Here is a 25,358-nt window from a genome sequence, read left to right as displayed (position 1 = left end):
GCATGACAATGTTTTATACCCATCATCTTTCAAAATGCAGGTGTGTTGCTCAAACCCGTCTTTGACCAATCTGCCTGTTGCTTACAGCTTTCCTGCAACTTAAGATCGATTGGGTATAAGGTTTAACGGACAAAGTTAACTAATGATATCTGTTGGACTTTCTTGTCAAACTTTCGCAATAATGATTGAGGACACTAAATACTCCCACAATAATCTTACTGGAGTTGCAATGGGTCAGGAAAAGCTCTACATCGAAAAAGAACTTAGCTGGTTATCTTTTAATGAGCGGGTATTGCAGGAAGCAGCAGATAAGAGCAATCCACTCATCGAGCGGATGCGATTTCTTGGCATTTACTCCAATAATCTGGACGAATTCTATAAAGTCCGATTTGCCGATCTGAAACGGCGCATTTTGATCAGCGAAGAGCAAGGCTCTGCCGTGACCTCTCGCCATTTGCTGAAAAAAATTCAGAGCAAAGTGGTGAAAGCCGATCAAGAATTTGATGGGTTATATAATGATCTTTTACTGGAAATGGCGCGTAATCAGATTTTCCTGATTAATGAACGGCAGATTTCCGAAAATCAGCAAGCCTGGCTAAAAATCTATTTTAAACAGCATCTGCGCCAACACATTACGCCGATCTTGATTAACCATGACACCAACCTGGTGCAGTTCTTAAAAGACGATTACACCTATCTGGCGGTGGAGATTATCCGCGGGCAGGAAATTGCCTATGCCCTGCTGGAGATTCCTTCAGATAAAGTCCCGCGTTTTGTCAATTTGCCACCAGAAGCACCTCGCCGCCGCAAGCCAATGATATTACTTGATAATATATTGAGATTTTGCCTCGATGAGATTTTTAAAGGCTTCTTTGATTACGATGCGCTAAACGCCTACTCCATGAAGATGACCCGTGATGCCGAATATGATTTGGTCACTGAAATGGAATCCAGCCTGCTGGAGCTGATGTCGTCGAGCCTTAAACAGCGCCTGACGGCAGAGCCGGTGCGCTTTGTTTACCAACGTGATATGCCCGATGAGATGGTGGAATTACTGCGCAATAAATTGGGTATCTCTAATGATGACTCGGTTATTGCAGGTGGCCGTTACCATAACTTCAAAGACTTTATCAGCTTCCCGAATGTGGGCAAAAGCAATCTGGTTAACCGGCCAATGCCGCGCCTGCGCCATATTTGGTTTGATAAATTCCGCAATGGCTTTGATGCTATCCGTGAACAAGATGTCCTGCTGTATTACCCTTATCACACCTTTGAACACGTATTGGAATTACTGCGTCAAGCCTCTTTCGATCCCAGCGTATTAGCGATTAAAATCAATATTTATCGGGTCGCCAAGGATTCACGCATCATCGAATCGATGATCCATGCCGCCCATAACGGCAAGAAAGTCACGGTAGTGGTAGAGTTACAGGCGCGCTTCGATGAAGAAGCCAATATCCACTGGGCCAAAAGCCTGACGGCCGCTGGTGTACACGTTATTTTCTCAGCACCTGGTCTGAAGATCCACGCCAAATTATTCCTGATTTCCCGCCTTGAAGGCGAGGAGATCGTGCGCTATGCCCATATCGGTACCGGCAACTTCAATGAGAAGACCGCCCGAATCTATACCGACTACTCATTACTGACCGCAGATGCCCGTATTACCAATGAAGTACGGCGGGTATTTAACTTTATCGAAAATCCTTATCGCCCGGTCAAATTCGATAATCTGATGGTGTCACCGCAGAACTCGCGTTTAATGTTGTATCAATTGATTGATCAGGAAATTATTCATGCTCAAGCCGGAGAAAGCGCCGGTATTACCCTGAAGATAAATAATTTAGTAGATAAAGGTCTGGTAGATAGGTTATATAGCGCCTCCAGTGCTGGGGTAAAAATCCGATTATTGGTACGTGGCATGTGCTCGTTAATCCCCAATATGCCGGGGATCAGCGATAATATTCAGGTCACCAGTATCGTTGACCGTTTCTTGGAACATGACCGGGTCTATGTGTTCGAGAATAAAGGCGACAAACTGGTGTATCTCTCTTCCGCTGACTGGATGACCCGTAACATCGATTACCGTATTGAAGTCGCGGTCTCATTGCTGGATCCGAAATTAAAACAACGGGTGCTAGATATTTTAGAGCTGTTATTCAACGACACGGTAAAAGCCCGTTATATTGATAAAGAACTGAGTAATCGTTATGTACCGCGTGGTAATAGGCGCAAAGTACGTGCACAGATTGCCATCTATGATTATTTAAAAGCGCTGGAACAACCAGACGCATCGAGCTAAATTATGCCGCTATCCAACAGTTCATCGACCACCAAGCCGCAGGAAATTGCAGCTATCGATTTGGGTTCTAACAGTTTTCATATGGTCATTGCCCGGGTCGTCAACGGCGCGCTACAGGTTTTAGGTCGCCTAAAGCAGCGCGTACATCTGGCTGATGGTTTGGACCACAATAACATGCTTAGCGAAGAAGCCATCGAACGGGGTTTAGCCTGTTTGGCGCTGTTTGCAGAACGCTTGCAGGGTTTCTCACCTGATAATGTGTGTATTGTTGGCACCCATTCGCTGCGCCAAGCCGCTAACGCGGAGGCATTCCTCAAGCGGGCGGCGGCGGTTATTCCGTATCCGATCGAAATCATTTCCGGCCAAGAAGAGGCCCGTTTGATTTTTATGGGCGTCGAACACACTCAGCCGGAAAAAGGCCGCAAGCTGGTCATCGATATTGGTGGGGGTTCAACAGAGTTAGTTATTGGTGAAGATTTTGAGCCTCTGTTGGTAGAGAGCCGCCGTATGGGGTGCGTGAGTTTTGCCCAGCAGTTCTTCCCACACGGTGAGATAAGTAAGGCCAATTTCAAACGTGCCCGTCTTGCGGCAGCACAGAAACTGGAAAACCTGGCATGGCAATACCGCATTCAGGGTTGGCAATATGCGCTGGGGGCATCCGGTACCATTAAGGCCACCTATGAAGTGTTGGTGGAAATGGGCGAAAAAGACGGTTTGATAACACCAGATCGCCTCGAAATGCTGGTTGAGCAAGTGTTACAATTCAAACACTTCTCAGCCCTGAGCCTGCCGGGATTGTCAGAAGATCGCCAGTCGGTATTTGTACCGGGCCTGGCTATCTTGTGTGGGGTATTTGATGCGTTAGCAGTCAAAGAGTTACGCTTATCCGACGGCGCGCTGCGCGAAGGTGTGCTGTATGAGATGGAAGGCCGTTTCCGCCATCAGGATATTCGTCAACGCACGGCAAAAAGCCTGGCGGAACACTATAATATTGACCGCGAACAAGCCCGCCGAGTGCTGGAAACAACCGAACAACTTTATACCCAGTGGTTAGCGCAGAACACCAAGTTGGTGCAGCCGCAGCTTGAAGCATTGTTGAAATGGGCGGCAATGTTGCACGAAGTGGGTCTGAGTATTAATCACAGTGGGATGCACCGCCATTCTGCCTATATCCTGCAAAACACCAACTTACCGGGCTTTAATCAGGAGCAACAACTGCTGCTGGCAACGTTGGTACGGATGCATCGTAAAGGCATCAAGCTGGATGAATTACCGCGTTTAAATTTATTCAAGAAAAAGTATTATTTACCGTTAATTCAGTTATTACGTTTGAGTACGTTACTGAATAATCAGCGTCAGTCGACTACCACGCCAGAGAGTCTGCGTTTGATAACTGACGATAGCCATTGGACATTACGTTTCCCCGTCGGTTATCTGACACAAAATAATCTGGTACAACTGGATTTTGAGCGTGAGCAGGCATACTGGGATGATGTAGTAGGCTGGAAGCTGATCATTGAAGAAGAAGAAGAGCCAGAAGCAGCGGATGTGGTTACCGTCAAAGAGTAATCAGAATCAATCCCGCATCACTGACTGTAGTCAGTGATTCGGGTGACAAATCTGCCGGGCGCTGATTTGAACGCTGCTTGCAGCGGCCTCAACGAGGCGAGGCCCATGGATGGGACGAGTAGTGAGAGCAGCTAACATTAATTGTGACAAACACCGCTGCAACGCCAAGAGCGAAGGGTAGGAAGGTAAATGATGAGAAGACGGCCATCGACACAGCTAACAAAAATAATCCTACTGGTGAGCTTTCTCATTCTGTTTGGCCGTTTATTGTATGCGGCGGTCGCTTCTATTTCCCATCATCAGGAGCGCAGGCAGTCACAGCAACTTGAACTGACTGTAGAAGGCGAACCACCTGGCCCCCATGAGAGCGATCTCAGCCCCTAGATGTTTTGTCGTTAATGTTTTAGTGCCTATCCCTACGACTTCAGGGGCAAAGGGTCGTTTTCGAATTAAGGACACATTATGCCAGTGCCGATTATTCCTGTGCCAATTTCTGCCGTTATAAAGAATAAAACTAAAAATAATACGAAAAAACTGGCTGAAATACGCAACCGGATACTTTCTCTATTATTGAATAATAAGGCTTTGGTTGATGGCATTCTTGGCCGTCAGGAAGAGAAAGAAAAGCTCAGTGATGAACAACTGTCCGAGCAAACGTTAGAAATCAGAAGTCTACTTGATGATCTGCATGCAGCCGACCTTGCTGACTTACTGGAGGCGTTGCCTCATGACGAACGTTTGGCATTGTGGCGGTTGGTCAAAAATGAGAAACGCGGCCAAACGCTGGTTGAAGTCTCTGAAACAGTGTGGGATTCGCTGATTAAAGAGATGAGTGATAAAGACCTGTTGAGGGCCATGCGCACTTTGCATGTCGATGAACAGGCTTATTTGGCTGAATACCTGCCACGTAATTTGATGGGCCGCCTGCTCACCTCATTGGACCCGGATCAACGCGCCCGAGTGCGGGAAGTTATCCAATATGCCCGTGACACTGTCGGTCAGATGATGGATTTCGAGCTGGTGACGGTACGTGCCGATATTACGCTGGCAGCCGTGCAACGCTATTTGCGTTATCGGAAAAATATTCCCGATGCCACGGATAAAATCTTTGTGGTTGACCGCAAAAATACCTTGCTTGGCGAGTTACCATTGACCTCTATCCTGCTCAATGCGCCCGATGCTAAAGTATTTGAGGTGATGGATAGCAACCCGACCACGTTCCAACCCGAACAGAAAGCAGAAGATGCTGCCGGTGCTTTTGAACGTTATGACTTAATCAGTGCCGCGGTAATTGATGCCAAAGGCAAACTGATGGGTCGTTTGACCATCGAAGAGATTGTTGATGTGGTCAACGAAGAGAGCGACACCACCCTAAGACGCATGGGGGGCTTAAGCCCGGAAGAAGATGTGTTCTCCCCGGTAGGCCGCGCGGTTCGCACCCGCTGGTCATGGCTGGCAATCAACCTCTGTACGGCATTTGTTGCCTCACGCGTGATCGGCTTATTTGAGGACACCATCTCACAATTAGTGGCTCTGGCAGCATTAATGCCGATTGTGGCCGGTATTGGCGGCAATACCGGTAATCAAACCATTACCATGATTGTCCGAGCGTTGGCATTACACCATATTCAACAAGGTAACGTGACCTTCCTGATGTTCAGAGAATTGGGCGTGGCGTTGATTAATGGTTTGGTGTGGGGCGGGATTATGGGGGTAGTCACCTATCTGCTCTATGGCGATCCGGCAATGGGGGGGGTGATGACATTAGCCATGATCCTTAACTTGCTGATGGCAGCACTCATGGGGGTTATTATCCCGATGACCATGGCTCGGATGGGGCGTGATCCGGCTATCGGATCGAGTGTTATGATCACCGCCATCACAGATACCGGTGGGTTTTTCATCTTTCTGGGACTGGCAACTATATTCTTGGTCTGACTATTATGCTAATAAACAAATCATTAATTAAGCACTGAGAAGAGGAATAACACTCGACAGTGTTTATCTATACTAAACTTTTGAATATGACCGTATTTTAACGGCGGTATATTCTTTATGTGATGGGCTTTTCCTATCATAATCTAAATCTGTGTGAGCAAAATAAGGCGTTATATGGATCTCAGTGCGTCCGAAAAACCGGCACCTGACAATAGAACCATTCTCCACATTACTATCATCAGCATAGTCGTATTTTTGCTCGCACTCTTTTGTATCCAGCTTTCTGAACAGTCAGAAAACCTTGCCCCATTATGGTTCCCGACGGCAGTATTAATGGTGGCGCTGTTCCACCATCCTATGCGCTACTGGTTATGGCAATTATTGGCCGCAGGGATATGTATTGTTGCCGCTAATTTTATTTTATATGGCCTCAGTTGGTTCCCGTTACCCCTAACATTTATCAACCTGGCAGAGGCATCCGCCGGGGCCTGGTTACTGCGTAAATTCCTGCAAACCAAAGACCCGCTCAATAACCTGCTCAGTTGGCTTAAATTCTCGGTTTGCACTGTGATTGTGGTCCCTCTGGCCAGTGGGCTGGCAGCGGCTTGGTATTTATCCCCACAAAACGGGGGCTTTACCCAAGTGCTCACGGTGTGGTTTATGTCCGAGGCGGTAGGAATGTTGGCCTTAGGGCCGGTCGGGTTACTTTACCGTCGAGGTTACTTCGATATCGCGACCAAATCCAAAGCGCTGTTTGATATGATTTTTATGATGATAATATCACTATCAGCTTGTTATATCGGACTGATTTATCTGCCTTTCCCCTTTACTTTTGTCATCATGACGTTGATCTGGACCTCAATCCGCTTACCGCGTTTTGAGACATTTTCCATCTGCTTTATGGCAACATTGCTGATTGCATTGATGCTTAATTTCAAGCTGTATACCATTAATTCCGATACTAACCTGTCAATTCAAGCGTTCTCCTTTATTCCTTTATTAATGGTGTTAATTCCGCCCCATGCCATGGCAATGGTAATGCACTCTTTTCGCATGGAGAAAGAGCATATTATTGAAAGCGAAAATCGCTTTCGTAACGCGATGGAATATTCAGCCATCGGTATGGCCTTGGTCTCACCGCAAGGCCAATGGATGCAGGTCAATCAGGCCTTATGCAAGTTATTAGGCTATTCCCAAGAGACATTACTGACCCTGACTTTCCAGCAAATTACTCATCCAGACGATCTCTCTGCGGACCTGAAATTACTCGACGACCTGTATCATGGCCGTATTCCCAGCTATTCGATGGAAAAGCGCTATATCCGCAGCGATGGTGAAATTGTGTGGGCACTACTGGTGGTCAGTGTGGTGCGGGATCACCAACAGCAACCGCTCTATTTCATCTCGCAGGCTGAAGATATCAATGAGCTGAAAAAAACCGAGATTATTAACCGCCGCCTAATGGAGCGTATTACGCTGGCTAACGAGGCTGGGGGGATCGGTATCTGGGAATTGGATATCAAAACGCAGGTTATCAGTTGGGATAAGCGGATGTATGAACTCTATCATATTCCTTTTAATACCCAGGTTGATGAACGTGTTTGGCAGAAATACATTCATCAGGAAGATATCAATCGGGTTAATCGCGAATATAGCGCCGCCCTCAAGCAGCGCCAGCCATACCGTCTGGAATTCCGGCTGTTATTACCGGATGGTGAAATTGTCCATCTGCGTAATCAAGCCAATATGATATGTGATAAAAATGGCAATATTCTGCGTCTGATTGGCACCACGCTGGATATGACGGAAATCAGAAATCTGACGGAAGCGCTGCACGAAGAGAAAGAGCGACTGCATATCACGCTGGACTCCATCGGTGAAGCTGTGGTCTGTACCGATCAGGAGATGAAGATTACCTTTATGAACCCGGTGGCCGAGAAAATGACCGGCTGGGCAAATACCATCGCATTGGGCCAACCGGTCAACCATATCATCAAGTTGACTAACGGCGTAGACGGCGCGGAGATTGATAACCCGATAGAGCATTGTCTTAATCATCGCCCATACTCTTCGTTCAATGAGTCAATGGTATTACACCATCGTGATGGCCAGTATTATGATATTCAGGAGTCGGTCGCGCCGCTGAAAACGTTGGAAGGGGACATTGTCGGGGCGGTACTGGTGTTCCAGGATGTCGGGGAATCGCGCGCAATGATGCGCAAACTCAGCCACAGCGCCTCTCACGATAATCTCACGGGTCTGCCAAACCGCGCCAATTTTGAGAATAAATTGAAAGCGGCAATCCAAATTAGCGTCGAACTTAACCAACAACATGCATTGGCTTTCCTTGATTTGGACTATTTCAAAGCCATTAATGACACTGCCGGGCACCCAGCAGGAGATGCATTATTGAAAGAGTTGAGCCAATTGATGCGCCAGCACTTACGTAACAGTGATTGTGTTGCACGCCTCGGCGGTGATGAGTTTGGCTTACTGATGCTCAACTGCACCCTACCCCATGCCAAAGCCATTACCCAAAGTCTGGTATCACTGATTAATGGCTATCATTTCTACTGGGAAGATAAGCTCTATCGTGTTGGGGCCAGCGCCGGTGTGACGCAAATAAGTAGCAATAACAATCAGCGCAGTGAAATTATGGCACAGGCAGATATCGCCTGTTACACCGCTAAACACAGTGGGCGCGGTCAGGTTTATCTCTATCAGCCACGGCAAAAGCAGCTATTAGCACGCCAACACGAGCTGTTGAGCAGGGAAGATGTTGAGAATATTCTCAATGATAACCAACTGGTATTGCAACTCACCCCAACCGCGCCCCCCAGAACGCCGTTGTCTGTCTGTTTCTATCAAATCAGTTTCGAGGTTAATCGGCCACATAGCCTTAACATCAGTCAGGCCGAGTTTCAGGAAGCCGCGCTGCTCTATAGCTTGCTGCCGCAGATTGATAATTGGGTCTGTGAGCAACTGTTAATGACACATGCCCAAGCTATCAAACATAAAGGGCTGGCGCTGGCTATCCCGCTGTCAGAGGCGGCGCTGCTCAAAGAAGAGTTCCGCCAATCATTGCTGACCTTGGTGCGGCAAACCGTACTGCCAACACAAAGTCTCTATTGGATGGTCGATGAATCCACCTTACTGCAATACCCCTTCGCGATTGGCAATTTTCTCGCCAAATTGCAACAACTGGGCTGCAAACTCATCGTTAAAGAGTTTGGTCATAACCTGAATGATTTCGAGTTACTGGCGGATCACACTATCGATTATCTTAAGTTTAACAGCGACTTAATTTCCCATATCCATATTAATCAGATGGATGAAGTGCTGGTCTCTATCATTAATGGTACCGCTCAGCGAGCCAATATCGCCACTCTGGCTGGGCCAGCAGAACTCCCTCTGACGCTCAATAAACTGATAACCATCGGTGTCGATTTAGCTGACGGTGAAACCATTAGCCCGCCGCAGCCGTTGTCTGATTTACTCAACAGTGGCTATTTTGCGATTAAATAACCGGCTCATCATGTTGCATCCTCAACCATGATTAAAAAATCACTAACATGACGATTGCCCCGCTGCCCACTCTCGGGTAAAGTCGCACCCCTTTATTTGGCCTGGGGGGCAATTATGTTCATTGGTTTTGACTACGGCACAGCAAACTGCTCAGTTGCCGTGATGCGGGATGATGCTCCCAACTTACTGGCACTGGAAAATAATGACGTCTATCTGCCCTCCATGTTGTGCGCGCCAACACGGGAAGCGGTCAGTGAATGCCTGCACCGCCACTGGCAGGTACCCACCGGTAGCGACGAAAATCAGCAGCTATTACGCCGGGCCATGGCATTCAATCGCGAAGAGGATATTCCGGTTGCCGCCGACAGTCTGACATTTGGCCTGTCTGCCCTCGCCCACTATATCGAAGACCCTGAAGACGTATACTTTGTAAAATCACCTAAATCCTTCCTGGGTGCCAATGGGCTGAAACCTCAGCAATTAGCGCTGTTTGAGGATTTGGTCTGCGCCATGATGTTCCATATCAAACGTCAGGCAGAATCCGTACTGGCATCAGAAATCAGTCAGACCGTAATTGGCCGTCCAGTCAACTTCCAAGGCTCTGGCGGTGAGGATGCTAACCGCCAGGCGGAAGGGATTTTACTGCGCGCCGCCCAACGCGCCGGTTTTCGCGATATTGCTTTCCAGTTTGAACCGGTCGCGGCAGGGCTGGATTTTGAAGCGACGCTGACAGAAGAAAAAACCGTACTCGTGGTGGATATCGGTGGTGGTACCACTGACTGCTCGGTGCTATTGATGGGGCCTAAATGGCAGGGGCTGGCAGACCGTCAACAAAGCCTGCTGGGTCACAGTGGTTGTCGCGTTGGTGGTAACGATCTGGATATTATGCTCGCGTTTAAACAACTGATGCCGCTGTTTGGTATGGGGGGCGAAACCGAAAAAGGGATTGCTCTGCCGTCACTGCCCTATTGGAATGCCGTTGCGACTAACGATGTTCCGGCACAGAGCGATTTCTACAGCACGGTTAACGGCCGCTTCCTGCGTGATTTGATTCGTGACGCGGCAAATCCACAGCAAGTAGAGCGCCTGCTGAAAGTGTATCAACAGCGCCTGAGTTATCGTTTAGTTCGGGCGGCGGAAGAGAGCAAAATCGCGCTATCCGAACAAGCACAAGTGGCGACTGCACTGAATTTTGTCGAGCCTGAGTTAGGCCAGACTATCAACCAGCAACAGCTTGCTGAAGCCATATCTCAGCCACTACAACGGATTCAGGAACAAGTCAGTTTGGCATTATCCACCAGCCATATCACTCCAGATGTCATCTATCTGACAGGCGGCAGTGCTCGCTCCCCGTTATTGCGAGCCGCCCTGCAACAGCAACTACCGGGTATCCCGTTGGTGGGTGGCAATGACTTCGGCTCAGTGACCGCCGGTTTGGCCCGTTGGGCGCAGACCCTGTATCGTTAATGCTATTTTGATTACCCACTGCGCAGTGGGTAATCAAGAAACAGATCACATCACTTAATCGAATATCAACCGCAACCAAACCCTATCAGTTTTGAATCCTAAAATTATAAAAACCAAAATCCCACATACCCTGACACTACTTCCATATTTCCTCCATTTTTATCCGGTAAATCCCCGCTAAACTAGTAACATATCAATACCCAATTGATTGCATCTATGTGCGCATAACAAAATAAACAAAAAGGACTCCCGCCATCATGAAAGCTCAATCCAAACGCACTTCCAGGGTACTGATGTTACTCGGGGCGGTGGTGGCGATTACTGTTGCTATATTTGCCTGGCGCTATTTTAGCGCGGCCGCCACCAACACCGCGCCAGGTGCGCAGCACACCGCTGGCGGGACGACAACAGCCCGCGCCGGTGGCCGACGTAATATGCCCATGTCGCCGGTACAGGCGGCCACAGCCACCGAACAAGCCGTACCCCGTTATCTTACCGGCCTAGGTACCGTGATTGCCGCCAATACCGTCACCGTGACCAGCCGGGTCGATGGCCAATTAATGGCAATCCACTTTACTGAAGGGCAACAGGTCAACGCCGGTGACTTACTGGTGGAGATTGACCCGCGCCCTTATCAGGTACAACTGACCCAAGCACAGGGCCAACTGGCAAAGGATCAGGCCACGCTGGACAATGCCCGCCGTGATTTGGCCCGCTACCAAAAACTGGTGAAAACCGGGGTCATTTCACAACAAGAGCTCGATACTCAAGCCTCATTAGTGCGCCAAAGTGAAGGCAGTGTTAAAGCCGATCAAGGCGCTATCGACAGTGCCAAACTGCAACTGACTTATAGCCGAATTACCGCCCCCATATCTGGCAAAGTGGGGCTAAAACAGGTCGATGTCGGTAATTACATTACCAGCGGTACCACAGCCCCCATAGTGGTGATCACTCAGACACATCCGGTTGATGTGGTCTTTACGCTGCCAGAAAGCGATATCCCCGCCATCATGCAAGCGCAGAAAAATGCGGCCAAAAATAACACTACCGTGCCAGTAGAAGCTTGGGATCGCACCAATAAACAGCGACTGGCACAGGGCTATTTGCTCAGTATTGATAACCAAATTGATACCACCACCGGCACCATTAAGCTGAAAGCACGCTTTGCCAATGACGATGACATCCTGTTCCCCAACCAGTTTGTTAACGCCCGTATCAAAGTAGATTTACTGCAAAATGCCGTGGTGGTGCCAACCGCCGCCGTACAAATGGGCAACGAAGGGAGCTTTGTCTGGACCCTAAATGATGAGAATAAAGTCAGTAAGCATCTGGTCACTACCGGTATTCAAGACAGCAAACAAGTGGTTATTAGCGCCGGCCTCAATGCAGGTCAACGCGTGGTCACTGACGGTATTGATCGCCTGACCGAAGGCTTACAGGTCGAAGTAGTAACACCACGGGCCGCAGCAGCAAACCAAACGGGTGTCGCAGAGAAAGCAGCCACGGAGGAGAAAGCCACACATCGGGGCACAAGAGCGGCGAGTAACACTGTTCCTGCGGAGAAATCCTGATGCAAGTGATGCCTCCAACACCTGGTGGCGGGCCGTCACGGCTGTTTATCCTACGCCCGGTTGCCACCACATTATTTATGATTGCCATTCTGCTGGCCGGGATTCTCGGTTACCGCGCGCTGCCGGTTTCTGCCCTGCCGGAGGTTGATTACCCGACGATTCAGGTCGTGACACTCTATCCTGGGGCCAGCCCGGATGTGGTGACATCATCCATTACCGCGCCACTGGAGCGCCAGTTTGGCCAAATGTCCGGCCTCAAGCAGATGGCATCACAAAGTTCGGGTGGTGCATCAGTGATTACGCTGCAATTCCAGCTTACCTTGCCACTGGATGTAGCAGAGCAAGAGGTGCAGGCTGCCATTAACTCCGCCACCAATCTACTGCCCAATGACCTACCTTATCCCCCGATTTACAGCAAAGTGAATCCGGCTGATCCGCCGATTATGACCTTGGCTGTGACCTCCACTGCCATCCCGATGACGCAAGTAGAAGATATGGTCGAAACCCGGATTGCGCAGAAAATATCGCAAGTCACCGGGGTCGGTCTGGTCACTATTTCCGGCGGACAGCGCCCCGCCGTGCGGGTGAAACTGAATGCCCCAGCGGTCGCCGCATTGGGGCTGGACAGCGAAACCATTCGTACTGCCATCAGCAATGCTAACGTCAATTCCGCCAAAGGTAGCCTCGATGGCCCCACCCGTTCGGTGACATTGTCGGCTAATGACCAGATGAAATCTGCCGAGGATTACCGTGATCTGATCATTGCATACCAAAATGGAGCGCCGATCCGCTTGCAGGATGTCGCCACCATTGAGCAGGGCGCGGAAAATAACAAACTGGCTGCGTGGGCCAATACCCAGCAGGCGATTGTGTTGAATATCCAGCGCCAGCCGGGGGTCAACGTCATTGCCACCGCGGACAGTATTCGCGAGATGCTGCCGGAGTTGATCAAAAGCTTGCCCAAGTCGGTTGATGTCAAGGTACTCACCGATCGTACCACCACCATCCGCGCCTCCGTCAGTGATGTGCAGTTTGAGTTATTGCTCGCCATTGTGCTGGTGGTGATGGTGATTTATCTGTTTCTGCGCAATGCCGCCGCCACCATTATCCCCAGTGTCGCAGTACCGCTATCACTGATTGGGACCTTTGCGGCGATGTATTTTCTCGGGTTTTCAATCAATAACCTGACGTTAATGGCGCTGACCATTGCCACCGGCTTTGTGGTCGATGACGCCATCGTGGTGATAGAGAATATCTCCCGTTATATCGAAAAAGGCGAGAGACCGCTGGATGCGGCACTAAAAGGGGCCGGTGAGATTGGCTTTACCATTATTTCACTCACCTTCTCATTAATTGCAGTGTTGATTCCGTTGCTGTTTATGGGCGATATCGTGGGCCGGCTGTTCCGCGAATTTGCCGTAACACTGGCGGTGGCGATCTTGATTTCAGCGGTAGTTTCGCTGACCCTGACCCCAATGATGTGCGCGCGGATGCTCAGTTATGAGTCACTGCGTAAGCAAAACCGCCTGTCACGCGCCAGTGAGAAGTTCTTTAACTGGGTGATCGCCCATTATGCCGTGGCACTAAAAAAAGTGCTTAATCATCAATGGATAACATTGGGCGTAGCGGTGAGCACACTGGTCCTGACGGTGCTGCTTTACCTGCTGATGCCGAAAGGTTTCTTCCCGTTGCAAGACAATGGTCTGATTCAAGGAACCCTGGAAGCACCGCAATCCGTTTCATTCAGTAATATGGCGGAACGCCAGCAACAAGTGGCCGCCATTATCCTTAAAGATCCAGCGGTAGAAAGCTTGACCTCATTTGTCGGCGTTGACGGTACCAATGCCACGCTGAACAATGGCCGGTTGCAGATTAACCTTAAACCACTTAACAGCCGTGACGATCGCATCCCACAGATCATTACCCGCTTACAGGAAAGCGTTACCGGCGTCCCGGGGATTAAACTTTACTTACAGCCGGTACAGGATCTGACCATTGATACGCAACTGAGCCGGACACAATATCAGTTCACCCTGCAAGCCACGACACTTGAGGAGTTGAGCACTTGGGTACCGAAGCTGGTTAGTCAGTTGCAGCAACAAGCTCCCTTCCAGGATGTCACCAGTGATTGGCAGGATCGAGGATTGGTGGCGTTTGTTAATGTCGATCGCGATAGCGCCAGCCGTTTAGGTATCACGATGGCGGCTATCGACAGCGCGCTATATAACGCCTTCGGTCAACGCCTGATTTCCACCATTTATACCCAAGCCAACCAATACCGCGTGGTGCTGGAACATGACGTGCAGGCCACGCCGGGGTTGGCGGCGTTTAACGATATCCGCCTGACCGGCAGCGACGGTAAAGGGGTGCCGCTGAGCAGTATTGCCACCATTGAGGAGCGCTTCGGGCCATTATCGATTAACCATTTGAATCAATTCCCGTCAGCCACTATCTCCTTCAATCTGGCGCCGGGATATTCCTTGGGTGAGGGGGTAAACGCGGTGACACAAGCTGAGCAGGCAATTCAGCTACCGGCGGATATCACCACCCGCTTCCAAGGCTCTACGCTGGCATTTCAGGCCGCACTCGGTAGCACGCTGTGGCTGATTATCGCCGCGATTGTGGCGATGTATATCGTGCTCGGCGTGTTATATGAAAGCTTTATTCATCCGGTCACTATCTTGTCAACTCTGCCCACCGCCGGTGTCGGTGCCTTGCTGGCGCTGATGCTGACCGGCAATGAGCTGGATGTGATTGCCATTATCGGCATTATTCTGCTGATCGGGATTGTGAAGAAGAATGCCATCATGATGATCGACTTTGCACTGGCCGCAGAACGGGATCAGGGGATGACCCCGTATGATGCTATCTATCAGGCGTGCTTGTTACGTTTCCGCCCCATTCTGATGACCACATTGGCAGCGCTGTTTGGTGCATTGCCATTAATGCTCAGTACCGGGGCCGGGGCCGAGCTACGCCAACCGCTGGGTGTGTGTATGGTCGGCGGGCTGATTGTCAGTCAGGTACTAACCCTGTTTACCACCCCGGTTATCTATCTGTTGTTCGATAAACTGGCACGCAACTCCCATGGCAAAAATCGCTATCGCCATCAGGATACTGACACACCTGAATTACCCCATGGGCAGGAGCAGCCGTGAAATTCTTCGCTCTGTTCATCCATCGCCCGGTGGCTACCACCCTGCTGACACTGGCTATCACCCTCAGCGGAATTATCGGTTTTAGCTTATTGCCGGTATCACCGCTGCCGCAGGTGGATTATCCGGTGATTTCGGTGAGTGCATCGATGCCAGGGGCCGATCCTGAGACCATGGCGTCCTCAATTGCCACACCGCTGGAACGCGCTCTGGGCAGAATTGCGGGCGTCAATGAAATGACCTCTACCAGTTCATTGGGCAGCACGCGGATCATTCTGCAATTTGATCTTAATCGAGATATCAACGGTGCGGCCCGTGATGTGCAGGCAGCGCTTAATGCCGCGCAAAGCTTGCTACCTACCGGCATGCCAAACCGCCCGACCTATCGCAAGATGAACCCGTCGGATGCACCCATCATGATAATGACGCTGACCTCGGATACCTTTACCCAAGGTCAGTTGTATGATTTTGCCTCTACCAAATTGGCGCAGAAAATTGCTCAAACCGAGGGGGTCAGTGATGTCTCGGTGGGAGGCAGTTCCCTGCCTGCGGTGCGGGTTGAATTGAACCCTGGTGCGCTGTTTAACCAAGGCGTTTCGCTGGATGCAGTGCGACAAGCAATCAGCGCCGCCAACGTCCGCCGCCCACAAGGCGCTATCGATTCCAGCCAACAGCACTGGCAGGTGCAGGCCAATGATGAGATCAAAACCGCAGAGGGTTATCGCCCGCTGGTAATTCATTACAACAATGGTTCAGCGGTACGGCTACAGGATGTCGCCACGGTGGTGGACTCAGTGCAAGATGTGCGTAACGCCGGGATGTCCGATGGCAAACCGGCGGTGCTGTTAGTAATCAGCCGCGAGCCGGGGGCAAATATTATCGCCACCGTCGACCGGATCCGAGCAGAACTTCCGGCCCTGCGTGCCTCGATCCCCGCCTCAATTCAGTTGACTATTGCACAAGATCGCTCGCCGACCATTCGTGCTTCGTTAGATGAAGTGGAGCGCTCATTGATGATAGCCGTAGCTTTGGTGATTCTGGTGGTATTCCTGTTTCTGCGCTCCGGCCGTGCCACGCTTATTCCCGCGGTTGCCGTGCCGGTTTCGTTGATCGGAACATTTACCGCTATGTATCTGTGCGGTTTTAGCCTGAATAACTTGTCATTGATGGCATTGACCATCGCCACCGGCTTCGTAGTTGATGATGCCATTGTGGTGCTGGAGAATATTTCCCGCCATCTGGAAGCGGGGGTAAAACCAATGGCCGCCGCCCTGCGCGGGGTGCGCGAAGTGGGCTTTACCGTGTTGTCGATGAGTATTTCGCTGGTGGCCGTGTTTATTCCACTGCTGCTGATGGAAGGGTTACCGGGCCGTTTATTCCGCGAGTTTGCCATAACACTGTCGGTGGCTATCGGCATCTCACTGGTCATTTCCCTCACGTTGACGCCAATGATGTGCGCCCATTTGCTACGATCACACCCGGTTGGTCAGCAACCCCGGATTCGCGGGTTTGGTAAAATGCTGCTGTCTATTCAGCAAGGTTATGGTCGCTCACTCAATTGGGTACTGGGTCATACACGTTGGGTAATGGTGGTGCTGCTTTCCACTATCGCGCTCAATGTTTGGCTCTATATCAGTATCCCGAAAACCTTTTTCCCCGAGCAGGATACTGGCCGGATGATGGGCTTTATCCAAGCTGATCAAAGTATTTCGTTTCAGTCGATGCAGCAGAAGCTGAAGGATTTCATGAAGATAGTCAACGATGACCCGGCGGTCGACAATGTCACCGGCTTCACCGGTGGCTCACGCACGAATAGCGGGTCGATGTTTATCTCGCTCAAACCCTTGAGTGAGCGCAGTGAGAGCGCTCAGCAAATTATCACTCGTCTGCGTGCCAAACTAGCCAAAGAACCGGGGGCGAGCCTGTTCCTTGCACCAGTGCAGGACATTCGCGTCGGTGGCCGTCAAGCCAACGCCAGTTATCAATTTACGCTGTTAGCTGACGATTTAGCCGCACTACGTGAATGGGAACCCAAAGTCCGCGCCGCGCTGGCTAAATTGCCGGAGCTGGCAGATGTTAACTCTGACCAGCAGGATAAAGGCTCGGAGATGGCACTGACTTACGATCGCGAGACCATGGCGCGCTTGGGGATTGATGTGTCCACAGCCAATGCCCTGTTAAACAACGCCTTTGGTCAACGGCAGATCTCCACCATTTATCAACCGTTGAACCAATACAAAGTGGTGATGGAAGTCGCCCCCCAATACACTCAGGATGTCAGTTCGCTCGATAAGATGTTTGTGATTAATAGTAGCGGTCAGTCAATTCCATTGTCTTATTTCGCCAAGTGGCAACCGGCCAATGCGCCACTGTCGGTTAATCATCAAGGCTTATCCGCCGCCTCGACCATCTCATTTAACTTACCGGAAGGCGGCAGTTTATCTGAAGCAACCGCCGCCGTTGAGCGGGTAATGACGGAACTTGGGGTGCCTGCCACCGTGCGCGGCACCTTTACTGGTACCGCACAGGTATTCCAGGAAACACTGAAATCGCAGTTGTGGCTGATTATGGCCGCTATCGCTACGGTGTATATCGTGCTCGGGATGTTGTATGAGAGCTATGTTCATCCACTGACCATTCTGTCCACACTGCCCTCTGCTGGGGTGGGCGCGCTACTGGCGCTAGAACTGTTCGACGCCCCCTTTAGCCTGATCGCACTTATTGGCATTATGCTATTGATTGGTATCGTGAAAAAGAACGCCATTATGATGGTGGACTTTGCCCTCGACGCGCAACGTAATGGCAATCTCAGCGCCCGCGATGCTATTTTTCAGGCCAGTTTATTGCGCTTTCGGCCGATTCTAATGACCACATTGGCCGCCTTGTTCGGGGCGCTGCCACTGGTGCTAAGCAGTGGTGATGGGGCAGAGTTACGTCAACCACTGGGGATAACCATTGTCGGTGGGCTGGTAATGAGCCAATTGCTAACACTGTATACCACACCGGTGGTTTACCTCTATTTTGACCGATTACGTAGCCGCTTTAGTAAGCAGCCGCTAATGAAGCTGGAATAGCCTATGGCGATATATCCAGGCGGCAAGCGAGAGAGTCCCGATGAGCTGACTTATATTTTAAGGTCAAAACCCGTAAGTGATTCGGGTAAGCGAATGCAGTCAACACAGCAGCAGGTTGAAAGATGACGAGTATACGCTGGCAACTGTGGATCGTTGCCTTCGGTTTCTTTATGCAGACGCTGGATACCACCATCGTCAATACCGCCCTGCCCTCGATTGCGGCCAGTTTGGGTGAGAACCCATTGCGTATGCAATCGGTCATTGTGTCGTATGTGTTGACGGTGGCGGTGATGCTGCCCGCTAGCGGGTGGTTGGCTGATCGTGTCGGGGTTAAGTGGGTATTTTTCTCAGCAATCATTCTGTTTACCCTTGGTTCACTGATGTGCGCGCAATCTGAAACCCTGAATGAGCTTATCGCCTCTCGCGTGATTCAAGGGGTCGGTGGCGCAATGATGGTACCCGTGGGCCGCCTGACGGTGATGAAGATCGTGCCACGCGAACAATATATGTCGGCGATGGCCTTTGTCACCCTACCCGGCCAGATTGGGCCATTGGTTGGCCCGGCGCTGGGGGGATTTCTGGTGGAATACGCCAGTTGGCACTGGATCTTCTTGATCAACCTACCGGTGGGGGTGGTTGGCGCGTTAGCTACTCTGCTGCTGATGCCTAACTACACCATGCGTACCCGTCGCTTTGATATCAGCGGCTTTATCATGCTGGCTATCGGCATGGCAACCCTAACACTGGCGTTAGATGGCCATAAAGGGCTGGGTTTGCCACCGCTGGCAATTGCGGGTTTAGTCTTGTCTGGGATGTTGGCTCTGGCCGGATATTGGTGGCATGCCCGAGGTAATAACGCTGCGCTATTTTCACTGAGATTGTTCAAAAACAAATCCTATGCCCTTGGCCTGACTGCAAGTATGACTGCGCGCATTGGCAGTGGCATGCTGCCCTTTATGACCCCGATTTTCCTGCAAATCGGGCTGGGATTCACGCCGTTCCATGCAGGTTTAATGATGATCCCGATGATTATCGGCAGTATGGGCATGAAGCGAATTATCGTGCAGGTGGTTAACCGCTTCGGCTACCGGCAAGTGTTGGTCAGCGCGACATTGCTGCTGGCGGTGGTTAGTCTGAGCTTCCCGCTGGTGGCACTGATGGGCTGGCTATGGCTACTGCCGGTGGTGCTATTTTTCCAGGGAATGGTTAACGCACTGCGCTTCTCCACCATGAATACCTTAACCCTGAAAGATTTACCAAACCGCCTTGCCAGTAGCGGCAATAGCTTGCTGTCGATGGTGATGCAACTCTCCATGAGTCTGGGGGTCAGTACCGCCGGGATATTGTTGGGCGTGTTTGCACATAATCAGGTGGTTACCAATACCCCGGCAACCCACAGCGCGTTCTTGTACAGCTATATGTGTATGGCCATTATTATTGCTCTGCCCGCCCTGATATTTAATCACGTGCCGCCGGATACCGGCACCAATCGTAATCTGGTCCGCCAACCCATTAAACCGGCCAACCGATAGAACAGGTGAAAACATAATGAGAATCGGCATTACCGGAAAACTGTTTATGGCAATATTTGCTACCTGCATGCTGGTGTTGATCACCATGCACTGGGGGGTTAGAGCCAGCTTCGAGCGCGGATTCATTGATTACATCAAACAAAGCAATGAACAACGTATCGCCATGTTGGGAGACGCGCTTGAGGTGCAATATCAGCGTTACGGTAACTGGGATTTCCTGCGTAATAATGATCAGGTGATTTATCAGATCATGCGCTCTTTCGAGCAGAGCGGTGATAACAGCCGCAATCTGCCGCCACGAGGCTGGCGCGCTCAGTTCTGGGTGGTCGATAATCACAATAATCTACTGGTCGGGCACACCGGTCAGGTGCCGAAAGAAGCTAGCCGTCGCGCCATCAAGGTGAATAAAAACGTGGTGGGCTGGGTGATGTCCACACCCCCCGAAAAACTGACGCGTAATGCAGATATTAACTTTGACCAGCAACAGCGCCGCACCAGTTGGATTATTGTCGGCTTATCAACCCTGCTGGCGGCAGCGGTGACCTGGGTTTTATCGCGCGGGATGTTGGCACCGGTAAAACGGTTAGTGGAAGGCACTCACCGCTTAGCTGCCGGTGATTTCAGCACTCGAGTGGCGGTCAGTAGCCGTGACGAACTGGGCCGTTTGGCACAAGATTTTAACCAACTTGCCAGTTCGTTGGAGAAAAATGAGCAAATGCGGCGCGACTTTATGGCCGATGTCTCGCATGAATTACGCACGCCACTGGCGGTACTGCGCGGCGAGTTGGAGGCGCTACAGGATGGTGTGCGCCAACCAACACCTGAATCCTTGATCTCACTGCAAGCCGAGGTAGGAATTCTGACCAAACTGGTCAACGACCTGCATCAGTTATCGCTCTCAGATCGTGGTGCACTGGCCTACCGTAAAACCCAACTGGATGCCGTGCGTCTGTTACAAATCGCTATCGCCAGCTTCCATGGTCGTTTCCAAAGTAAAAATATCACCATTACCGCCCATCTGCCTGAACAGGCAATAATGTTCGGCGACCCCGACCGATTGAATCAGCTATTTCATAATTTACTGGAAAACAGTCTGCGTTATACCAATGAAGGCGGGCAGCTTGAGATTATCGCACTGCCAGAAGAAGAAGCATTAACCCTACACTGGCAGGACAGTAAACCGGGCCTTAGTGATGAACAGCTACAACGTATTTTTGAGCGTTTTTATCGCACCGAAAGCTCACGTAACCGCGCAAGCGGCGGCTCAGGACTAGGGCTGGCGATATGCCACAATATTGTCGAGGCCCACGGTGGCAAAATCAGCGCCGAACATTCACCTTTGGGTGGCCTGCGGATTACGGTAGTATTTCCGCTATTCCATTCCATAGGGTAGTTCATTGTAATGCACGAGCCGCTTCAGTCTGCCAGCCAATCTGGCTCCGTATTGATTGTTGAAGATGAACCGAAGCTCGGCCAGTTATTGGTCGATTACCTGCAAGCTGCGGGTTATCAGACCCAATGGCTCACCAGGGGTGACGAGGTAGTGGCGGCAGTCCGTCAGTCGCCACCGGCCATTATTTTGCTGGATTTAATGTTACCCGGTAGCGATGGCATTACCATTTGCCGAGAAATTCGCCGTTTCTCTGATGTGCCGATTATGATGGTGACGGCAAAAACCGAAGAGATTGATCGATTACTGGGGCTGGAGATCGGTGCTGACGACTATATCTGCAAACCCTATAGCCCGCGGGAAGTGGTGGCGCGGGTCAAAACCATTCTGCGCCGCTGCCGACCGCTACCGCAGCAGCCAAGTGATACGGTGCCACTGCTGATTGATGAATCCCGCTTTCAGGCCAGTTATCTGGGCCATCAGTTGGAATTGACCCCGGCAGAATTTCGTCTGCTGAAAATACTGGCAACCCAACCAGGCCATGTGTTTAGCCGTGAGCAACTGCTGAATAATCTGTATGACGATTACCGCGTGGTGACGGATCGCACTATCGATAGCCATATCAAAAATCTCCGGCGCAAGCTGGAATCACTCGATGGCAAGAAGCCATTTATCCGTGCAGTGTACGGTATGGGGTATCGCTGGGAAGCAGAGATCTGTCGTTTACTGTAATGCCGTCTTTGCCAAAGGTGCGTTATGTTGGTGGTGCATGGCGCATTGACCTGACATCCGGTCAACGTTGACTACACTCATTAGAGGTATCACAACCAACAGGAGAACCACTATGACCATGGGTTACTATGAGCTTAATAAGGCAAAGAATGGGCAGCACTATTTCAATCTAAAAGCCAGCAATGGCGAAACTATTCTCTCCAGTGAGATGTACGCCAGTAAGGCTTCGGCTGAAAACGGCATATCATCAGTGCAAAGTAACTCCCCACTGGAAAGCCAATATGAGCTGAAGCACAACGTCAAAAATGAACCTTATTTCGTTTTGAAAGCGAAAAACCATCAGGTTATTGGCGTCAGTGAATCCTACAGTTCTGACGCTGCTGCCAAAAAAGGCATTGCCTCCGTAATAAAAAATGGCCCGACCACCATAATTAAAGATTTGACGCTGTAATTTTTATTTATCTGATAGCGCTATTTTACCTACATTCGTTGCTTAAACGTACCTGCGCGGGGCGAGTGACCGCGCATCTCACTTCAAACGTTTCTGATCTTCGGTTACCGCTGCAAACTCTTTCTCCAGCATTTTTTTCAATACCTGCTGGTTACGTGGTAATAAACCTATTTTCAAACCAAAAGGCCGAAAAACACGCCCAAGCACAGATAACGTCTGGCCCCCTTTATCCGTTTCAATATCAGACAAAGTACGTCGGCTGATATTAACCAAAGATGAAAACTCGTCCTGAGACATGGTTAGCATCTCTTTTCTAAGTTTGCGCAGTAATTCCCCTGTAGATATCTGTTCACTAAATAGCTGGCTTAGTAACAGCAGCAACAAGTTCTCACGCTCTTGCGGTGAAAGTTTCACTTTCATAAATGTGCCCAGCGTTGTAATTTTTCATCCAAATAATCAAAAGCCATTCCCGGCATATTAAGAATGCTGTCCGGTACTCCTCGCATTTTAAGACGAGCCTTCAAACCTATTAGATTTTCAGCCATTTGCTGGAATGCCAAAAAGACACGGTCAGGGTCAGGGTCAGGGTCAGCAAGATCAGATAACTCAGTAATAATGCCCTTCCAGTCAAAATTCCCTCCCTCTTCATAGGGCGAGTCCCATTGAGTCACTCTGGGAATACCTTTAGGATCTGCTTTCATCGGGGCAAAATTATAGATAGGCGAGAGCCAGATCCCCTCAGGCCGTTTAATTAATGCAGTATTGCGGCATCATGCCAAAGACCGTGATTGAAGATCTGTATCGTTAGTTTAGCCACCAACACCTCTTGAGCAAAAAACTGCTCATAAAAAGAATAAATCAGCATTTATGTGCAAAAAACTGCTCAATTAACGGATTATTTCCTTAGGCTCTAAGACATTAAAATCCGCTTAAACTGATCCAGATCATTTAAACCCTACAAAAATTGTGCAATGGCTGATTTTCATGATTGGCGAGGTTACAATCCCCGGCTTTTAACCACCCCTTCGGGCGTGGTTCTGACTTGAACTCAGACTGAGAGCCACTTATATGTCTTCATCTATTCCTTTTACCCCGGAATTATTATCGCCTGCCGGTACCCTTAAAAACATGCGTTATGCCTTTGCTTATGGGGCGGATGCGGTTTACGCCGGCCAACCGCGTTATAGCCTGCGGGTGCGTAATAATGAATTTAATCACGAGAACCTGGCATTAGGTATTCAGGAAGCGCATGCCCTCGGTAAGCGCTTCTATGTGGTCGTGAATATTGCCCCCCACAACTCCAAACTGAAAACCTTTCTGCGTGATTTAAAACCGGTGATCGATATGGGGCCGGATGCACTGATTATGTCGGATCCCGGCTTGATCATGATGGTACGTGAGGCATTCCCGCAGATGGATATTCATCTGTCAGTACAAGCTAACGCCGTCAACTGGGCTACCGTCAAATTTTGGCAACAGATGGGTTTGACCCGCGTTATTCTCTCCCGCGAGTTATCACTGGAAGAAATTGCAGAAATACGCGCACAAGTTCCTGATATGGAGCTGGAGATTTTTGTCCACGGCGCACTGTGCATGGCCTATTCCGGCCGTTGCCTGCTATCTGGTTATATCAATAAACGCGACCCGAATCAGGGAACCTGCACCAATGCCTGCCGCTGGGAATATAATGTTCAGGAAGGCAAAGAAGATGAAATCGGCAACATCGTGCATATTCACCAACCGATTGCGGTAAAGAATATCGAGCCAACACTGGGTATCGGTGCACCGACCGATAAAGTGTTTATGATTGAGGAAGCACAGCGCCCTGGTGAGTACATGACCGCCACCGAAGATGAGCACGGCACTTACATCATGAACTCAAAAGACCTACGCGCTATTCAACATGTGGAACGCCTGACGCAATTAGGTGTGCATTCACTGAAAATTGAGGGTCGGACTAAATCCTTCTACTATTGCGCCCGTACCGCACAGGTTTACCGCCGTGCTATCGATGATGCGGTTGCGGGTAAACCTTTTGATCCAACCTTGTTGACCACACTGGAAGGCTTGGCTCACCGGGGTTATACCGAAGGCTTCCTGCGCCGTCATGTGCATGAAGAGCAACAAACTTACGATTACGGCTATTCAGTTTCTGAGCGCCAGCAATTTGTCGGTGAGTTTACCGGAGTGCGTCGTGACGGCTTGGCTGAAGTGGTGGTCAAAAACAAATTCTCGGTTGGTGATAGTGTTGAGCTGATGACACCAAACGGCAATATCCAGTTTATTCTCGACAGCATGCAAGATAAAAAAGGTCAGCCGGCAGATATTGCACCGGGTAATGGTCATATCATGTATTTGCCCATCCCCGCGGACATTAACGTGGAATATGGCTTACTGGTACGTAATCTAAATGGGACAAATAGCCGAAACCCCCATGAAAAAGCGTAACGTAAAGCGATAAAAAAATAATGCCATCGCCAAGATGGCATTTTTAGCAAATATTAGAAATGGATCACATCAATTATAATTACGCTGGGGTAGCATAGCTCGAGTACAATCAAGAACTAAAAAAGTTTTACAGCAAGACTAGGAACCACCTCCTTGGCTAGCCCAATCTCCCTTGGGCTGGCCTTTTCTTTTTACGGCCCTATCCAT

16 protein-coding genes are annotated in these 25,358 nt (G+C 50.0%); 14 read left to right on the top strand and 2 right to left on the bottom strand.

Going from position 1 to position 25,358, the window contains the following annotated elements; translation table 11 throughout:
* Positions 1 to 229 precede the first annotated feature (229 nt).
* The 13 genes from ppk1 to V2A85_RS02310 all read left to right on the top strand — a co-directional run bounded on the left by ppk1 (position 230) and on the right by V2A85_RS02310 (position 22,703).
* The gene (gene ppk1, locus V2A85_RS02370; RefSeq protein ID WP_083163271.1) at positions 230 to 2,299 is read left to right on the top strand and encodes a polyphosphate kinase 1; all 2,070 of its coding nucleotides are present in this window, start codon (positions 230 to 232) and stop codon (positions 2,297 to 2,299) included.
* A gap of 3 nt (positions 2,300 to 2,302) precedes the next feature.
* A complete protein-coding gene (gene ppx, locus V2A85_RS02365; RefSeq protein ID WP_420070840.1) occupies positions 2,303 to 3,868 on the top strand; it encodes an exopolyphosphatase in 1,566 nt (521 codons plus the stop codon).
* Between the two features lie 192 nt (positions 3,869 to 4,060).
* Positions 4,061 to 4,252 carry a YfgG family protein gene (locus tag V2A85_RS02360; protein WP_372559936.1) on the top strand — a complete coding sequence of 64 codons (192 nt, stop codon included), beginning with the start codon at positions 4,061 to 4,063 and terminating at the stop codon, positions 4,250 to 4,252.
* 78 nt (positions 4,253 to 4,330) lie between these two features.
* Complete coding sequence (gene mgtE, locus V2A85_RS02355) at positions 4,331 to 5,806, top strand: magnesium transporter (protein WP_083163267.1); 1,476 nt, start codon at positions 4,331 to 4,333, stop codon at positions 5,804 to 5,806.
* A gap of 174 nt (positions 5,807 to 5,980) precedes the next feature.
* On the top strand, positions 5,981 to 9,331 hold the full coding sequence (locus V2A85_RS02350) for a diguanylate cyclase (RefSeq protein WP_372559635.1): 3,351 nt from the start codon (positions 5,981 to 5,983) through the stop codon (positions 9,329 to 9,331).
* Between the two features lie 114 nt (positions 9,332 to 9,445).
* Positions 9,446 to 10,798 (top strand): molecular chaperone, encoded by a 1,353-nt coding sequence (yegD, locus tag V2A85_RS02345; protein WP_372559636.1) that lies wholly within the window; start codon positions 9,446 to 9,448, stop codon positions 10,796 to 10,798.
* Positions 10,799 to 11,055: 257 nt separating this feature from the next.
* Positions 11,056 to 12,369 carry an MdtA/MuxA family multidrug efflux RND transporter periplasmic adaptor subunit gene (locus V2A85_RS02340; protein ID WP_420070839.1) on the top strand — a complete coding sequence of 438 codons (1,314 nt, stop codon included), beginning with the start codon at positions 11,056 to 11,058 and terminating at the stop codon, positions 12,367 to 12,369.
* A complete protein-coding gene (locus tag V2A85_RS02335; protein WP_083163259.1) occupies positions 12,369 to 15,527 on the top strand; it encodes an MdtB/MuxB family multidrug efflux RND transporter permease subunit in 3,159 nt (1,052 codons plus the stop codon). Before V2A85_RS02340 ends, V2A85_RS02335 begins: the two co-directional genes overlap by 1 nt.
* Entirely contained in the window at positions 15,524 to 18,598 is a 3,075-nt protein-coding gene (gene mdtC, locus V2A85_RS02330) for a multidrug efflux RND transporter permease subunit MdtC (RefSeq protein WP_372559639.1), read from the top strand. Before V2A85_RS02335 ends, mdtC begins: the two co-directional genes overlap by 4 nt.
* 122 nt (positions 18,599 to 18,720) lie before the next feature.
* Positions 18,721 to 20,130 (top strand): MFS transporter, encoded by a 1,410-nt coding sequence (locus V2A85_RS02325; RefSeq protein ID WP_420070838.1) that lies wholly within the window; start codon positions 18,721 to 18,723, stop codon positions 20,128 to 20,130.
* Between the two features lie 16 nt (positions 20,131 to 20,146).
* Positions 20,147 to 21,523, top strand: coding sequence for a two-component system sensor histidine kinase BaeS (gene baeS, locus V2A85_RS02320; RefSeq protein ID WP_372559641.1), 1,377 nt, complete (start codon positions 20,147 to 20,149; stop codon positions 21,521 to 21,523).
* Positions 21,524 to 21,532: 9 nt separating this feature from the next.
* Positions 21,533 to 22,252 carry a two-component system response regulator BaeR gene (gene baeR, locus V2A85_RS02315; protein WP_083163251.1) on the top strand — a complete coding sequence of 240 codons (720 nt, stop codon included), beginning with the start codon at positions 21,533 to 21,535 and terminating at the stop codon, positions 22,250 to 22,252.
* A gap of 112 nt (positions 22,253 to 22,364) precedes the next feature.
* On the top strand, positions 22,365 to 22,703 hold the full coding sequence (locus V2A85_RS02310) for a YegP family protein (protein WP_372559642.1): 339 nt from the start codon (positions 22,365 to 22,367) through the stop codon (positions 22,701 to 22,703).
* A 78-nt stretch (positions 22,704 to 22,781) separates the two neighbouring features.
* On the opposite strand, the gene V2A85_RS02305 is transcribed toward V2A85_RS02310, so the two are convergent.
* Together V2A85_RS02305 and V2A85_RS02300 are read right to left on the bottom strand one after the other, a co-directional pair.
* Positions 22,782 to 23,123: a helix-turn-helix transcriptional regulator gene (locus V2A85_RS02305; protein WP_372559643.1), complete on the bottom strand. Its 342-nt coding sequence runs from the start codon at positions 23,121 to 23,123 to the stop codon at positions 22,782 to 22,784.
* Complete coding sequence (locus V2A85_RS02300; RefSeq protein ID WP_372559644.1) at positions 23,120 to 23,404, bottom strand: hypothetical protein; 285 nt, start codon at positions 23,402 to 23,404, stop codon at positions 23,120 to 23,122. The genes V2A85_RS02305 and V2A85_RS02300 overlap by 4 nt, the downstream gene beginning before the upstream one ends.
* A 367-nt stretch (positions 23,405 to 23,771) precedes the next feature.
* On the opposite strand from V2A85_RS02300, the gene yegQ reads away from it, so the two are divergent.
* The gene (gene yegQ, locus V2A85_RS02295) at positions 23,772 to 25,151 is read left to right on the top strand and encodes a tRNA 5-hydroxyuridine modification protein YegQ (RefSeq protein ID WP_372559645.1); all 1,380 of its coding nucleotides are present in this window, start codon (positions 23,772 to 23,774) and stop codon (positions 25,149 to 25,151) included.
* Positions 25,152 to 25,358: the final 207 nt, after the last annotated feature.

This window comes from Yersinia sp. 1252 StPb PI (genome assembly GCF_048593885.1).
Classification (GTDB): Bacteria; Pseudomonadota; Gammaproteobacteria; order Enterobacterales; family Enterobacteriaceae; genus Yersinia; species Yersinia enterocolitica_E.
This window is presented reverse-complemented; position numbering and strand designations above follow the sequence as displayed.